General features: G+C 37.0%; 14 protein-coding genes. 4 read left to right on the top strand and 10 right to left on the bottom strand.

Going from position 1 to position 15,357, the window contains the following annotated elements; genetic code table 11:
• Positions 1 to 62 precede the first annotated feature (62 nt).
• A complete protein-coding gene (locus BM211_RS09620; RefSeq protein ID WP_090996674.1) occupies positions 63 to 1,787 on the bottom strand; it encodes an amylo-alpha-1,6-glucosidase in 1,725 nt (574 codons plus the stop codon).
• A 358-nt stretch (positions 1,788 to 2,145) separates the two neighbouring features.
• Here BM211_RS09620 and BM211_RS09615 point away from each other — a divergent pair, with 358 nt between their 5' ends.
• Positions 2,146 to 2,811 (top strand): MIP family channel protein, encoded by a 666-nt coding sequence (locus BM211_RS09615; RefSeq protein ID WP_090996671.1) that lies wholly within the window; start codon positions 2,146 to 2,148, stop codon positions 2,809 to 2,811.
• 57 nt (positions 2,812 to 2,868) lie between these two features.
• On the opposite strand, the gene BM211_RS09610 is transcribed toward BM211_RS09615, so the two are convergent.
• The 3 genes from BM211_RS09610 to BM211_RS09600 all read right to left on the bottom strand — a co-directional run bounded on the left by BM211_RS09610 (position 2,869) and on the right by BM211_RS09600 (position 5,712).
• A complete protein-coding gene (locus tag BM211_RS09610; protein ID WP_035431619.1) occupies positions 2,869 to 3,300 on the bottom strand; it encodes an Rrf2 family transcriptional regulator in 432 nt (143 codons plus the stop codon).
• A 298-nt stretch (positions 3,301 to 3,598) separates the two neighbouring features.
• The gene (locus BM211_RS09605) at positions 3,599 to 4,825 is read right to left on the bottom strand and encodes an ABC transporter permease (protein ID WP_090996665.1); all 1,227 of its coding nucleotides are present in this window, start codon (positions 4,823 to 4,825) and stop codon (positions 3,599 to 3,601) included.
• Between the two features lie 2 nt (positions 4,826 to 4,827).
• Entirely contained in the window at positions 4,828 to 5,712 is an 885-nt protein-coding gene (locus BM211_RS09600; protein WP_090996661.1) for an ABC transporter ATP-binding protein, read from the bottom strand.
• Positions 5,713 to 5,902: 190 nt separating this feature from the next.
• Between BM211_RS09600 and BM211_RS09595 the strand changes: the two genes are divergently transcribed.
• Both BM211_RS09595 and BM211_RS09590 read left to right on the top strand, forming a co-directional pair.
• Positions 5,903 to 6,736 carry a 5'-nucleotidase, lipoprotein e(P4) family gene (locus tag BM211_RS09595; protein ID WP_035431625.1) on the top strand — a complete coding sequence of 278 codons (834 nt, stop codon included), beginning with the start codon at positions 5,903 to 5,905 and terminating at the stop codon, positions 6,734 to 6,736.
• A 372-nt stretch (positions 6,737 to 7,108) separates the two neighbouring features.
• Positions 7,109 to 7,882 carry a M15 family metallopeptidase gene (locus tag BM211_RS09590; RefSeq protein ID WP_371261867.1) on the top strand — a complete coding sequence of 258 codons (774 nt, stop codon included), beginning with the start codon at positions 7,109 to 7,111 and terminating at the stop codon, positions 7,880 to 7,882.
• Positions 7,883 to 7,907: 25 nt separating this feature from the next.
• Here the strand turns inward: BM211_RS09590 and BM211_RS09585 are convergent, their stop codons facing one another.
• The 4 genes from BM211_RS09585 to BM211_RS09570 form a co-directional block, all read right to left on the bottom strand.
• On the bottom strand, positions 7,908 to 8,354 hold the full coding sequence (locus BM211_RS09585; RefSeq protein ID WP_035431627.1) for an acyl-CoA thioesterase: 447 nt from the start codon (positions 8,352 to 8,354) through the stop codon (positions 7,908 to 7,910).
• Between the two features lie 220 nt (positions 8,355 to 8,574).
• On the bottom strand, positions 8,575 to 9,336 hold the full coding sequence (sdhB, locus tag BM211_RS09580) for a succinate dehydrogenase iron-sulfur subunit (protein WP_035431629.1): 762 nt from the start codon (positions 9,334 to 9,336) through the stop codon (positions 8,575 to 8,577).
• The gene (gene sdhA / locus BM211_RS09575; RefSeq protein WP_035431630.1) at positions 9,329 to 11,122 is read right to left on the bottom strand and encodes a succinate dehydrogenase flavoprotein subunit; all 1,794 of its coding nucleotides are present in this window, start codon (positions 11,120 to 11,122) and stop codon (positions 9,329 to 9,331) included. Before sdhA ends, sdhB begins: the two co-directional genes overlap by 8 nt.
• Before the next feature lie 13 nt (positions 11,123 to 11,135).
• Entirely contained in the window at positions 11,136 to 11,762 is a 627-nt protein-coding gene (locus tag BM211_RS09570; protein ID WP_035431632.1) for a succinate dehydrogenase cytochrome b558 subunit, read from the bottom strand.
• Between the two features lie 300 nt (positions 11,763 to 12,062).
• Here BM211_RS09570 and BM211_RS09565 point away from each other — a divergent pair, with 300 nt between their 5' ends.
• Positions 12,063 to 12,512 carry a YslB family protein gene (locus BM211_RS09565; RefSeq protein WP_035431634.1) on the top strand — a complete coding sequence of 150 codons (450 nt, stop codon included), beginning with the start codon at positions 12,063 to 12,065 and terminating at the stop codon, positions 12,510 to 12,512.
• 199 nt (positions 12,513 to 12,711) lie between these two features.
• Here the strand turns inward: BM211_RS09565 and uvrC are convergent, their stop codons facing one another.
• Both uvrC and trxA read right to left on the bottom strand, forming a co-directional pair.
• Positions 12,712 to 14,493 (bottom strand): excinuclease ABC subunit UvrC, encoded by a 1,782-nt coding sequence (gene uvrC / locus BM211_RS09560; RefSeq protein WP_090996657.1) that lies wholly within the window; start codon positions 14,491 to 14,493, stop codon positions 12,712 to 12,714.
• A gap of 454 nt (positions 14,494 to 14,947) precedes the next feature.
• Complete coding sequence (gene trxA, locus BM211_RS09555; protein ID WP_035431638.1) at positions 14,948 to 15,262, bottom strand: thioredoxin; 315 nt, start codon at positions 15,260 to 15,262, stop codon at positions 14,948 to 14,950.
• Between the last annotated feature and the right edge of the window lie 95 nt (positions 15,263 to 15,357).

Below are 15,357 nucleotides of genomic sequence, written 5' to 3'. Positions count from 1 at the left end.
TTGCATGATAGAAGGCCACGCTCTTACTAAAAGAAAGACACAGGTTCCACTGTGCCTTTCTTTTATCTCTTTTCTTCTTTATGGAGCATTCCTTTGTCCGCTTTTTCTAACAAATACTCGTTCGCTAAAACGAGGAATACACTAGACGTCCATGTGAATGCTAAATCGCGCAAGCCTTGACCCGTTTGTGCGTGGAAATTTTCGGCCATGCCATTTTCATTAGCCATTATACAAAAGCGACCTGCAATATCTTGCGCAAATTCATGTTGCCCGATCGCTTTTAGAGCTTCAATCATAATTAATGTTGTCGGTGCCCAAATTGGACCGCGCCAATACCCATCTTCCCTATAGTAAGGACTTCTTATACTTTCTGTCGCAAACCCATACTTTGTGAGAAAACGATTTTCTTCTTTTAAATCAGCAAGCAAGCATTGAATCATTTCTTTCGGTAATCTTTTCCCCAAAATCAGCGGTATATACAGTACAAGACTTTCTGATACTTCATATGAATGCTCACCAGAGCACGGAGCAATAAAACGATTTTCTCTCCAGCAATGCTGAATCATACGATCAAGTGTCTTATTTGCTCTGTTTTCCCATTCCTGTGATGCTTCTGTAAATCCAAGTTTCTCTGCAATCTCTGCTAGTACTTCCATTTGTAAAATAAGAAATGCACTTAAATCGGGGCTCTCAACAGGAGCACCGTGATGAAAAATTGTGCTATTGTCCCAGCCACTATCATTTCCATGGTTATATTGAGGAATCCCATCTTTATCATCATCACGATACGTAAACCACCAATTTGTCCATTTACATAATGGCTCATACACTTCTTGTAAATGCTTGTCTGTTATAAAATCTGTCCGCTCCATCATCCATTTGAGAGTCCATCCATGGATAGGTGGTTTACAACAATTCCAAAGTGCAAATTTATCATTAATATAATCAGGTAATACACCGCACGCATCTTGTTTATCAAAGAAAATCATAAATTGGTCCCATGCCGCTTTCGGTTGATGCACCGCTAACGCCATTGCATTAAAACAATGATCCCAACTCCATATATTTGTCATCCAGTTCTTCGACATATACATCGCCTGCCTTGGTAAATACCCTTCCGCTTCTACCATACAAGACCATGTAATGTATGCTGCTAACTCTCTCCCTTTTGACAAATTTTCTGGGGCAGTTAATGTATGGTGCACCCAATTTACAAAGTCCATTTCAACAGCACGCGCTGCTTCTATGAATGTTTTCCTCTCCTTTGTTTTGCGCGGCACTGTTTTATACTCCGTTAATTCCACATCAATCCCAGACTCCTCATCCTGTGCACAAATATCAGCAATAATATGTTTACAACGAAGCTCTTCAAACGGAGCATCCATTTGTATAACACCACTTATCGTGGATAGGTGAAATCTCATTTCTTTCGAAAAGCTATTAATTTCAAAGCCATCTTGCGCACTTGGAATACAATAATCATAGGAGCCAATAATTCCAACGAAACGGAGATTTAATTGCTTCGAATAAAAACGAATTGTATTCACATCAGAAAAACAAATGTTTACATCGCCTTCCGCTGTTTGGAGCGTTAGTACCGATGGTGTCATCTTCGTTTCACACGATAAAACTTCCCCTTTACGATTTAACACTTCTATTTTAAAAACTTCGCCAAAATCATCGTCACCACCGCGAATATTTCGAATGAGTAACCCATTATCATTGTTTAAAGAAATGACTAAAAAAGAACCGTGCCGACTAAATGGCACTTGCTGCATATCAAACATTTTCATCTCCCCGCCTTTTCCACACTGAATAGTTTCCTGTTTTTTCTGAATATTCCACCTGGTTATATTTTAACAAAAATTATTATTAAGGATGTAATTTTTTCTAAGGAAGTATTAAACTTCATACAAAAAAGAGCACTTCCATATATAAGAAGTACTCCCTTTTTTAGTCGCTCTGTACCTATCACTAAACAAAAAAATGGCATAACAAATAAAAATGCTGAATAAAAATGCTGAATAAAAATTGTATAACCATTCCTTATTTTGTTATCAGAATAATATTTCATTTTCCATTTATACTCAAAAAAACCTAATTCTGTATTACAATACATTTTTCATAGATGTTAGTAGGAAAATTATGTTAAAAAAAGCAATCGCTGAATTTATTGGTACTTTTGTACTTGTATTATTCGGAACTGGAACAGCTGTTTTAGGCGGCGGAATTGAAGGAATTGGAACGTTAGGAATCGCAATGGCTTTCGGATTATCAATTGTTGCTATGGCATATAGCATTGGAACAATTTCTGGATGTCATGTAAATCCGGCGGTATCAATTGCCATGTTTGTAAACAAACGAATGAATGCTATGGAGCTTATTTACTATATAGTAGCCCAAATTTTAGGTGGTTTATTAGGAACTGCAACATTAGTGACAATTTTAAACTCTTCTAATATGACTTTAGATAACTTAGGACAAAATAGCTTTGGGAATCTTGGATCATCAGGATCTTTCTTAGTTGAATTTGTGTTAACATTCGTCTTTATTTTAGTTATTGTTGCTGTGACAGGTAAAAAAGGTAACGCACAGTTCGCTGGATTAGTAATTGGTTTCACATTAGTATTAGTTCACTTACTAGGTATTCCGTTAACAGGAACTTCAGTCAACCCTGCACGTAGCCTAGCACCAGCTTTATTCGCTGGCGGAGAAGCTTTATCTCAATTATGGGTATTCATTGTCGCTCCAATTCTTGGTGGTATCGTTGCTGCCATTGTAGGGAAATTCGTATTAAATACTGAAAAATAGAATTTTCATTTTTTCTGAAAGTAAAAAGGCGAGCTCATTCATATGAGACTCGCTTTTTTACTTTTGAATTTTCGATTGTAAATTTGCAACAAGTTGCTGAACTGATACATTCGCAAGTACATTCTCCATCGCTTCTTGTGCTTGCATTAATATAATCTCTAATACGGATTGAATATTCGCTCCTACTGGACATTCAATGTTAGGATTTTCATGGAAAGAAAATAGATGCCCTTCTTCAACTACTTCCACTGCTTTATATACATCAAGTAATGTAATTTCATCTAAATCACGAGCAAGTGACGTACCGCCTTTTCCAGCTTGAACATCAACAAGACCCGCTCTCTTCAACATTCCTGTAATGCGACGAATCACAACTGGATTTGTATTCACACTGCCAGCAATCCATTCAGAGGTACAGCGAGAGTTTCGATCTATCGCCAGTAACGTTAACATATGAACACCTACTGTAAAACGGCTACTAATTCCCATCTGCACATCCTCCTTTACGTTCATTCTATTAAAAGATAATACATATCATTATATACTATTTCTTGTTTATGCATAAGGAAAAGCAAGCCCCTCTTAGAATAAGGTGAAGAAAAATCGCAATCAAATTAGCAAAAAAAGCTTGGATACTGCCCAAGCTTTTTTATCTCGCATTAACCCCTTCGTGAGAAAAATCAACTAACCTAATTTCACGACTTCACTCCCTTTTATAGAGCTTATTCATGACTAACAGACTTTCCCTTATTGATATTCCAACCTTCTATTTCAAATAGATCGTTTATTAATGACGCTTAATAAATTTAGCTAAATCTTTAAATTTCACTTTATCAGAGTAGCTCATGACACCGTTGACGTAAATACGACTTGTAACAAAGTTTAAGAGGATGATTGTTGCAAGTAATAACGATAAGGAAATGCTAATTTCTAAAACGCCAGCTTCTCCGGCTACAACCCGGGAGAATGTAACCATCGGCGTAAAGAAAGGAATATAGGAACTAATCACAACAATTGTACTATTTGGGTCAGATAATGATTTCATACTAATGAAAAACGCTGCCATAATTAAAATTGCGACTGGAAATGATACTGATTGTAAGTCTTCCGTTTTTGATACAACAGCTCCAGCTGCCGCATACATCATCGCATATAATAAATAACCAGTAATGAAAAATACAATAAACAGACTAATAACTTTTGCATCTAACTTTGCAAAATCAATTGGAAGACCAAATAAAGACGCATTATCTAAATCGATCCATCCAATTAAAACTGGAACGAGAAAACCACATGCAAGGATAGCAATTTGTAGTAACGCTGTCGTAACAACAGCAAGAATTTTAGCGTACATCATATACAATGGTTTCACTTTCGAAAGCATAATCTCCATAACACGAGAAGATTTTTCTGATGCGATATTCATCGCAATTGTATTTCCAAACGCCATGATAAACATATATAGTACAAATATAAACACATATGCAATACCGAAGGAGGAAGCACGATCTTTAATCGCTTCTTCTTTCACCGAAATATCTGTTTGTAATTGCTGCGCTACATCAGACGGCACTTTATATTTCGAAAGAATCACTTGCGTATATTGCTGTTTCAAATAGCCTGCTATAATAGTAGACGTTGCTTTACTTGGAAAACCATTGTACATATACGTTACTTCAGGTACTCCATTTTTTTCTGTAACGTAAAAGAGACCATCTAACTCCCCTTCTTCAACTTGTTTACGAACTTTTTCTAACTGTTCTTTCTTTTCTACTTGCACTTTAGCTGATGGAAGAATTTTATTTAGTAACTCTTCTTGCACGGTATACGTCGAACTATCCATTACGATTGCCAGCTTATCTTTGTCATTATTTTTATCTTTATCAGAAGTGAAGTGATTAAAAGCAAAAACTCCAAATACTACTAAAAATAAAATACCACTTGTAATCAGTGATTTTTTAGAAAGAAATGATTCTCTAAAATAAAATGAAAACACATGAAAAAATTTACGCATTCTTATTTCGCCCTTTCTACAAAGATTTCATTTAAGGTCGGTTCTAGCATTTTAAACTGACGTAAATGCACACCTTGATCTTGTAATTTTTGTAAGATTGATAGGGCTTCTGTATCTTCCTGAACTTTAATATAAAGATAACCAAGACGTTTCTCATACACAATCTGTAATGTTTGCAATGCTTTTTCATTTTCTTCATTATCTTCAATTGTTAAGTTTCGAAATCCGTATTCTTTTTTTATATCACTTAAGTGACCTTTTACAACCGCTTCACCTTGTTTCAAAATACACACTTGCTGACAAAACGATTCAACTTGTTCCATACGATGACTTGATAAAATAATGGTTTTCCCTCTTTGAACTTGTTCTTCAATAATATTCGCTAGCATTTCAGCATTTACAGGATCCAATCCACTAAACGGTTCATCTAAAATGAGTAATTCCGGGTCATGGAGAAGCGCTGCGACCAATTGAATTTTTTGTTGATTCCCCTTCGACAATTCCCCTGCAACCTTATGCTTATATTCAGGGATCGCTAACTTACCTAACCAATAATCAATGGCTGCATCCACTTCTTTTTTTGTCATTCCTTCTAATCTCCCAAAATAGCGAAGCTGATCAATGACTCGGCTTTTCGTATACAAACCTCTCTCTTCTGGAAGATAACCTATTGTTACTCCACTCTTCGAAATCTCTTTCTCATCCCACATAATACTGCCCTCATTTGGCGTTAATAAACTTAACAGCATTTTAATGGTTGTTGTTTTTCCGGCACCGTTTCGCCCCAGCAGCCCCAATACTTCACCTTTTGATAAGGTAAGATTTAAATGATCCACTGCAACATTTTCACCAAACAGCTTGGTTAATTGTTGAATCTGCAATGTCATACTTTTTCTCTCCTTAAAATTGGTCTTATACATTTAATCATATTCAAAATACACATATTTTTACCATATTTTATTATAACATTGCGTACACTACGTTATATATGTATATCAATATACAAAATTTTATATCCTATTTATTATGTTATTGTGATATAATTTACAATTGAATTATACACCTTAGGAGGACACTATGAAGAAGAGAAAATTAGCAACACTGCTATCTGTTGCATTGTTATCTACAACTTTAACAGCGTGCAACATGAAAGCAGAACAGACATCAGCAAAAGCAAAAGAAGAAAAAGTCCAACTGACAGAACAACAATTAATGGCTGACTTGTGGTACCAAACATCTGGTGAAGCGAAAGCATTATATCACCAAGGCTACAACATCGGTACACAAAAGCTAGATGCAATTCTCGCTAAGGGTACAAGCAAGAAACCAGCTGTTGTACTAGACTTAGATGAAACTGTTGTTGATAACAGTCCTCATCAAGCAATGTCCGTGAAAGCAGGAAAAGGCTATCCTTATAAGTGGGATGACTGGATTAATAAAGCGGAAGCAGAAGCTCTTCCTGGCGCAATTGATTTCCTAAAACACGCAGAAGCAAAAGGTGTAGATATTTACTACATTTCAAATCGTAAAACAAATCAATTAGATGCGACGATTAAAAACTTAGAACGTATCGGTGCTCCGCAAGCAACGAAAGAACACATCTTACTACAAGAACCGAAAGAAAAAGGAAAAGAAAAACGTCGTGAACTCGTTTCAACAACGCACGATATTGTCTTATTATTTGGCGATAATTTATCAGACTTCATTGGTTTTGATGGATTATCCACACAAGATCGCAATAAAAAAGTAGAAGAATTAAAAGCACAATTTGGCGAGAAATTTATCGTTTTCCCAAATCCTATGTACGGTGACTGGGAAGGTTCTTTATATAACTATGACTTTAAAAAAACAGATGCAGAAAAAGATAAAATTCGCAGAGACAACTTAAAATCATTTGAAGATAAAAAATAAAGGATGGCACTGTGCCATCCTTTATTTTTTATCGGCGCTTTTCATGATATATCGACCACTTTTTAGAATATATCGGCGCTTCGACATGATATAAAGACTGCTCGACGATATTCGCTAAAATAATCGAAAATTCGCCTCAAACGTTCAAGGCAACTTTACATATTTACTTTGATAAATCAGAAGATTTATTAAACGTTTTAATTTAATAATTCGAATAACATTCGACCTTTTTTTACAAATTTCTTTCTTTTTCATTACATCATGACTCCTTTATTCCTTTTTATACAAGATAGATTTATAATGTAAAAAGATATTTAAGTACAAGCATTTTAGAAAGGAATACATCGATTAAAAATGATGAAAAAAAGAATTATAAAAAGGACCCTTTTCATTTCAACTATTATTCTCATTGTTATTTTTTCAATAATTTTTCTGTCCAAATCTTTTGTACATAATCAAGCAGAAGCAGTTGAAACAAAAAAGCATACTGAGCATCCAAAAGAAAACATTCCAATGTTCCCAAAAGCAATTGAGACAGCTAAAAAAACAGATGATCAATATTATCTTGTCAATGATCCTGATTCATTACTTGTGTTAGTCAACAAACATCGAAAGCTACCAGACTCTTATACACCAAGTGATTTAACAAAGCCAAATGTTCCATTTTTATATCCGAAAGATAAAGAAAAAGCACTGCTTCGTAAGCCCGCAGCGGATGCTCTAGAAACAATGTTCGAAACAGCAAAAAAACAAGGAATTGAACTTACAGCTGTATCAGGATTTCGCTCTTATAAACGACAACAGTCACTACACAACACTTATGTAAATCGTCAAGGAAAAGAAGCTGCTGATACGTTAAGCGCTATTCCAGGAACTAGCGAACATCAAACAGGACTTGCTATGGATATTAGCTCTGAATCCGCAAATTGTCAATTGGAGGCTGTATTCGGAGAAACACCTGAAGGAAAATGGGTGGCAGAGCATGCTCACGAATTTGGATTTATTATCCGATATCCGAAAGATAAAACAACTATTACAGAATATGCTTACGAACCATGGCATCTTCGTTTTGTCGGAAATCCGCATGCTACATATTTATATACGCATCACCTAACATTAGAAGAAGCGACAGAAGACAAAAAATAAGAGAGCTATGCGCTCTCTTATTTTATTAATCTAATAACCTTTGTTTCCATTCTACTGACCACGGTACTCCTTTTCCTGTTTTTTTAGAAGCCTGTACCATCGCACCGCGTCCCACTAAACAAATTTCTCCAGCCTCATTCTTCACCATATAGTGTAGATCTAAAGATGAATTCCCGACATTTTCTGCTTTTACATACACTTTTAAGTTCTCGTCAAAGAATACTTGTTTCAAAAAATTACATTGTAAATCCGCTACTACAATCATCGTTTCTGACGATTCATGCACCCACTCTTGCATAAAACCAAGTTCTTTAAAAAATTCAATACGAGCTAATTCAAAATAAGTAAACGCAACACCATTATTCATATGCCCAAACATATCCGTTTCACAAAAACGAACCTTTACAGGAATATAAAATGAAAATGCACTCTCCCACTCTTCAAAATGTTCAATATAATGAATCTGCTTCACAAACACCCATCCCCCTTCTCATATACTCCACTTTCATATTATTTTATTTTTCCGAATTTTAAAACCAAAACGCACTCTCGTCTTCTCCCTTTGTTTTCCCCCAGCCGCTTCTACACATGGCTAGAACCTCTCGCCAACCTAAAAAAAGAAAAATGCTTTTATGTTTTGTATTCATATCCCTATAAAAATTGCCTCTTCAAACCGAAGAGGCAACTTTAAATTAATAGTTATTGTCACTACCAAAGAAATCTTTAAAAGATTGAATCGTTGTATCACGGTTTAATGCAGCAATCGATGTCGTTAATGGAATTCCTTTTGGACAAGATTGTACACAGTTTTGTGAGTTACCGCAGTTTGCAAGTCCTCCATCACCCATGATTGCACGTAAACGATCCGCTTTATGCATTTCACCCGTTGGATGTGCATTAAATAAACGCGCTTGTGAAAGCGGTGCTGGACCGATAAAATCAGATTTGCTGTTTACGTTTGGACATGACTCTAAACATACACCGCAAGTCATACATTTTGATAATTCATATGCCCATTGACGCTTCTTCTCTGGCATTCTTGGCCCTGGACCTAAGTCATACGTACCATCGATTGGAATCCATGCTTTTACACGCTTTAACGCGTTAAACATACGGCTACGGTCTACTTGTAGGTCACGAATAACCGGGAATGTTTTCATCGGTTTTAAGCGAATTGGTTGCTCTAGTTTATCAATAAGTGCTGTACATGATTGACGTGGTTTTCCGTTGATTACCATCGAACATGCACCGCACACTTCTTCTAAACAGTTCATATCCCAAGCGATAGGCGTTGTATTGTTCCCTTTTGTATCAACAGGATTACGGCGAATTTCCATTAATGCCGAAATAATATTCATATTTGGGCGATATGGAATTTCAAACTCTTGATCATACTCCTGTGAGTTTGGACCGTCTTGTCTTGTAATAATCAGGCGGATTGTTTTCTCAGACATGTTGCTTATCCCCCTTCTCTTCTCCCTTAGCAGCTACTTCATGTTTTGAAGAATAATCGCGCTTACGTGGTTCGATTAATGAAATATCAACCTCTTCGTAATGGAATGCTGGTGCATTTCCTGCTCCTTCAAACTTCGCCATTGTTGTTTTTAAGAAGTTCTCATCATCACGATCTGGGAATTCTGGTTTATAATGCGCACCGCGACTTTCATTACGGTTATATGCACCAATTGTAATAACACGAGCTAATTCAAGCATGTTTTCCAATTGACGTGTAAATGAAGCACCTTGGTTGCTCCATTTCGCTGTATCGTTAATGTTAATGCGTTTATAACGCTCCATTAACTCTACGATTTTCGCATCTGTTTCTAATAACTTTTTATTTTCACGAACTACTGTTACGTTATCTGTCATCCATTCTCCAAGCTCTTTATGAAGAACATATGCATTTTCATTACCATCTAACGTTAAAATATTGTTGAATTTCTCTGTTTCGATTAATTCATTTTGCTCATATAAAGCAGATGAAACAGAATCTGATGATTTTGAAAGACCATTCATATATTCAATTGCATTTGGTCCCGCTACCATACCACCGTAAATCGCTGATAATAACGAGTTAGCACCTAGTCGGTTACCGCCGTGCATGGAGTAATCACACTCACCTGCTGCAAATAATCCTGGAATATTTGTCATTTGTTTATAGTCAACCCATAGTCCGCCCATTGAATAGTGAACCGCTGGGAAGATTTTCATCGGTACTTTACGCGGATCGTCACCCATGAATTTCTCATAGATTTCAATGATACCGCCTAATTTAATATCAAGCTCTTTCGGATCTTTATGAGAAAGGTCAAGATATACCATGTTTTCACCGTTAATACCCAGTTTTTGCTCAACGCACACATCGAAAATTTCACGCGTTGCAATATCACGAGGTACAAGGTTTCCGTATGCAGGATATTTTTCTTCAAGGAAATACCATGGTTTTCCGTCTTTATACGTCCAAACACGGCCACCTTCACCACGTGCAGATTCACTCATAAGGCGTAATTTATCATCACCTGGAATTGCTGTTGGGTGAATTTGGATGAACTCACCGTTCGCATAATATGCACCTTGTTGATATACAGCAGATGCTGCTGTACCTGTATTAATAATAGAGTTAGTAGATTTCCCAAAAATGATACCAGGGCCCCCTGTTGCCATAATTACGGCATCAGCTGGAAAACTTTTAATCTCCATAGATTGTAAGTCTTGCGCTACGATTCCGCGGCATACACCTTCGTCATCTACAATAGCGCGTAAGAAATCCCAACCCTCATATTTCGTAACAAGACCTGCTACTTCATGACGGCGTACTTGCTCATCTAACGCATATAATAATTGCTGACCTGTTGTTGCACCAGCAAACGCTGTGCGGTGATGCTGCGTTCCACCGAAACGACGGAAGTCTAGTAAACCTTCTTCCGTACGGTTAAACATAACACCCATGCGATCCATTAAGTGAATAATGCCAGGTGCTGCATCGCACATCGCTTTTACAGGAGGTTGGTTCGCTAAGAAGTCTCCTCCATAAATTGTATCGTCAAAGTGGATCCACGGAGAATCCCCTTCACCTTTTGTATTTACAGCACCGTTAATGCCGCCTTGCGCGCATACAGAGTGAGAACGTTTCACTGGTACTAAAGAGAATAGTTCTACATTCACGCCTGCTTCCGCTGCTTTAATCGTTGCCATTAAGCCGGCTAATCCACCGCCAACTACGATAAGTTTCCCTTTCATGCTCTCCCACTCCTTACAAGTTTGCTAGATTTGGATTAATGAACGCAAATAACGCGCTCACTCCTACGTATGATAATGCTAAGAAAATTGCTAATGTTACATACGTAGAAATACGCTGTGAACGTGGTGATACTGTGATACCCCAGCTAATAAAGAATGTCCATAATCCATTTGCAAAGTGGAAAATAGCTGATAAAATCCCAACTAAATAGAAGCCGAACATAAATGGATTGCTTAAAACATTTGCCATCATATCATAGTTTACCGTTTGTCCGAGTGCAGCTTGAATACGAGTTTCCCAAATATGCCAAGCTAGGAATATAAGTGTAAATACCCCAGTAAATCGTTGCAGAACGAACATCCAGTTACGGAAATAACTATAAGATGTTGCATTGTTCTTTGCTGTAAATGCAATATATAAACCATATACAGCATGGTATAACAATGGTAAGAAAATCACAAAAATCTCCAATGCATACCGAAATGGAAGCAATTCCATGAAATGAGCAGCATTATTAAAAGCTTCTGCTCCTCTTGTTGCAAAGTTGTTTATTACTAAATGTTGCGTCATAAAGACGCCGATTGGAATGACACCCATTAACGAGTGCCACTTGCGAAATGTATACTCGCGGCCTTTCATGTCCCCATTACCCCCTTGAATGTTTGACTGTTGTTTGTCGCATTACTTTATAACAATAGCATTTTTTCACTATTGTTATAAGAAAAACTGAAAAAATTATTCGCAATATTTCAGCATAATTTGATAACAAGTTCATTTTACTCCTATTTTTGTCGAAGCGTCAAGAAAACGTATACATAATCTGTATATAATTTTCATAATCTTTTTTGTTCTCTATATCAGATTTTTCACAAAGAAATAGCTGTGTTTATATATATAAAATGGTATATAATATGGGCAGTATAGAAAGTGGGGAATATTGTGAGTACAAAAATAATCGAGAGCGAATCTTTACAAAATATTTCAATCAATGCGTTTGCCTATGAGTTACTTCGTGAAGAATTACTTCCTGATTTAATCGGGAAAGAATTAGATTCCATTTTATATTGGGCCGGCAGAAACTTAGCACGAAAATACCCGTTGGAAACAATCGATGAAGTGATCCAATTTTTCACAAAAGCTGGTTGGGGCGACTTAACGATTACTGAACATAAGCGTCGTGAAATGCACTTTAAACTAACGGGCGCTCTTATTGAAGAACGTGAGCAACAAAAAAAACATTCTTCTTATCAATTAGAAGCTGGTTTTATCGCTGAACAAATTCAAAAGCAGCGCAGTGTGATTGCTGAATCTTACGAGGAACAGAAAAAGCGCTCTAGCTCTGTTACATTTCTTGTGCAATGGGATGTAAAAGATCCTATGGAAGTATAATTCGCATTCATCGGTCAACTAGACATAACGTCCAGTTGACTTTTTTTATTACTTCATCCCGCTATTCGCGGGCAGTAATACCCCCCTCAAAATTCGGCGAAAGCATCGTCCAGCTCTAGCGGCTCGCTCAGAAGTTAGGTGGGAGATAAACTGCCCATTAAAGCCCGATTGGTTCAACAAAAAAAGAAGACATTGCTATCTACAATGTCTTCCCTGTCAAGTACGTATGAATGGTTTCGGCTATTTTTTGCGGCATTCCAGCTTCTATAATATCGGAAACAGATGCTTCTTTCATTTTCTTAAGAGAACCAAAATGTTTTAAAAGTGTTTTCTTTCGTTTTTCTCCGACTCCTGGTATATCATCCAATGCCGATTGAATGACTGATTTCCCATGAATTTGACGATGAAATGTAATCGCAAAGCGGTGCACTTCATCTTGAATACGCTGCAGTAAGTAAAACTCTTGACTGTTACGCTCTAGTAAAACAGGTTCCGGTGGTTCACCAATTATTAAATGTGACGTGCGATGTTTATCATCTTTCACAAGCCCCGCTGTTGGAATAGAAAGGCCAAGTTCATTTTCTAACACATCGCATACCGCAGCGAGATGGCCTTTTCCGCCATCAATTACAATTAAGTCTGGAAGAGGTAAATTTTCTTTTAAAACACGTGTATAACGGCGGCGCACAACTTCACGCATCGATTCATAATCATCAGGCCCTTGTACCGTTTTAATTTTATATTTGCGATACTCTTTTTTGGCGGGCTTTCCATCGATAAAGACGATCATCGCAGAAACCGGATTTGTCCCTTGAATGTTAGAATTATCAAATGCCTCAATTCTATGCGGTGTTTCGATCCCTAGCTGTTCTCCTAAGTTTTCTACTGCCTTTATGGTGCGTTCTTCGTCGCGTTCAATTAAATAAAACTTTTCCTGCAACGCAATTTTCGCATTCTTACTTGCTAAATCGACAAGCTCTTTTTTCTTGCCCCGTTTTGGCTGCGTTGCTTCGACGTCTAAAAACTTTCCAATCAATTCATGATCAATGCTGCTTGGTACAACAATTTCTTTCGGTTTAAAGTGATTATTTTGTTCGTAAAATTGCCCGATAAACGTTAGGAATCCTTCTTCTGGATCATCATAAATCGGAAACATCGAAACATCCCGTTCAATTAACTTTCCTTTTCGAACGAAAAATACTTGCACGCACATCCACCCTTTATCAACCGCATAACCAAACACATCGCGGTCGACTAAGTCGCTCATAATCATTTTCTGTTTTTCCATAATCGCATCCATATGAGCAATTTGATCGCGCAGTTCTTTTGCGCGTTCGAACTCTAATTTTTCTGATGCCTCATACATTTTCGCTTCTAATTCTGAACGAATTTCTTTATGTCCACCATTCAAAAACTTAATAATTCCATCGACAATTTCTTTATTTTGTTCATCCGTTACCTCTTGTACACAAGGCGCTAAACATTGTCCCATATGATAATATAAACAAACTTTATCTGGTATATTCGTACATTTCCGAAGTGGATACATACGATCTAACAACTTTTTCGTTTCATGAGCTGACTGCGAATTCGGATATGGGCCAAAATATTTCCCTTTATCCTTTTTTACATTTCTCGTAATAAGCAAACGCGGCTCTTTTTCAGCAGTAATTTTAATAAATGGGTATGTTTTATCATCTTTTAATTGAATATTGTACTTTGGATCATATTTTTTAATTAAATTTAACTCTAAAATGAGTGCCTCCAGATTCGAGGAGGTGACAATATATTCAAAATCAACAATTTCCTCTACAAGCCGAAGTGTTTTTCCATCATGTGAACCAGTAAAATACGAGCGCACACGATTTTTTAACACCTTGGCCTTCCCGACATAAATAACTGTTCCTTGCTTATCTTTCATTAAATAGCAACCCGGTTGGTCCGGTAAAATCGCTAACTTCTCTTTTAAATTCTCGTGCACTCGTATTCCTCCGTTCCTTGCATGTTTATCCCGCTATTCATGGGCAGTAATACTCCCACCTCAAAATTTAGTGAAAGCATTGTCCAGCTCCAGTGGCTATCTTCCTACGAGGTAAGAAACACCTCTACGCCAGAAGCTCCATCCCCCCTCTGCCTTGTGCGTGGGCGTCCTGCGATTCTGAGCGAGCCGCTTCCGCTTTTCTTAAGAAATTAGGCGGGAGATAAACTGCTGGCATGCGCCTGATTGGTGAGGGCTGATAATCAGTAGGGATAACCCCCCATTGATTAAAGTTTCACTTTATCATTCTTATTTTTCTTAGAAAAATACAACAAATTATTTTCCCAACATACGTTCTTTTATTGTAATAGAAAGTAGTCAAAAATGAAAACATTATACACACTTTCACATTTTTCCACATAAGAAAAAAGCTGCCACTCGGCAGCTTTTTCTCGGATTAGAAGTGCTTAGATACTAATTCTTCTAATACTTCTTTTGGTTTGTAACCTAATGCTTGATCAACCACTTTACCATCTTTTAATACGAAAAGAGCTGGGATGCTCATTACTTCGAATTTACGAGCTGTTTCTTGGTTTTCATCCACATCTACTTTTACTACCTTTACTTTATCGCCTAACTCTGCACTGATTTCTTCTAATACAGGAGCAATCATTTTACAAGGGCCGCACCAAGGTGCCCAGAAATCTACTAATACAACACCTTCGCTTGCTTCAGCTGCGAAAGTTTGGTCAGTTGCGTTTACAATTGCCATATTATTTCCTCCTTTATGAACTTTCTAACCAAAGTATATCATTATCTTATATACGTGGCGAATAATATGTATCGTTAAGTATTTTAACAAATAAC

This window comes from Bacillus sp. 491mf (assembly GCF_900112415.1).
GTDB lineage: Bacteria > Bacillota > Bacilli > Bacillales > Bacillaceae_G > Bacillus_A.
The sequence above is the reverse complement of the archived record's forward strand: the minus strand, read 5'-3'. Positions and strand labels throughout refer to the sequence as shown.

Bases quoted from the DNA above. Each gene is read 5' to 3' on its own strand.
- BM211_RS09595 (WP_035431625.1), top strand. From the start codon at position 5,903: ATGAAGAAGAGAAAATTAGCAACACTGCTATCTGTTGCATTGTTATCT.
- BM211_RS09620 (WP_090996674.1), bottom strand. From the start codon at position 1,787: ATGTTTGATATGCAGCAAGTGCCATTTAGTCGGCACGGTTCTTTTTTA.
- BM211_RS09570 (WP_035431632.1), bottom strand. From the start codon at position 11,762: ATGAAAGGCCGCGAGTATACATTTCGCAAGTGGCACTCGTTAATGGGT.
- BM211_RS09615 (WP_090996671.1), top strand. From the start codon at position 2,146: ATGTTAAAAAAAGCAATCGCTGAATTTATTGGTACTTTTGTACTTGTA.
- BM211_RS09610 (WP_035431619.1), bottom strand. From the start codon at position 3,300: ATGGGAATTAGTAGCCGTTTTACAGTAGGTGTTCATATGTTAACGTTA.
- trxA (WP_035431638.1), bottom strand. From the start codon at position 15,262: ATGGCAATTGTAAACGCAACTGACCAAACTTTCGCAGCTGAAGCAAGC.
- BM211_RS09600 (WP_090996661.1), bottom strand. From the start codon at position 5,712: ATGACATTGCAGATTCAACAATTAACCAAGCTGTTTGGTGAAAATGTT.
- sdhB (WP_035431629.1), bottom strand. From the start codon at position 9,336: ATGTCTGAGAAAACAATCCGCCTGATTATTACAAGACAAGACGGTCCA.
- sdhA (WP_035431630.1), bottom strand. From the start codon at position 11,122: ATGAAAGGGAAACTTATCGTAGTTGGCGGTGGATTAGCCGGCTTAATG.
- BM211_RS09605 (WP_090996665.1), bottom strand. From the start codon at position 4,825: ATGCGTAAATTTTTTCATGTGTTTTCATTTTATTTTAGAGAATCATTT.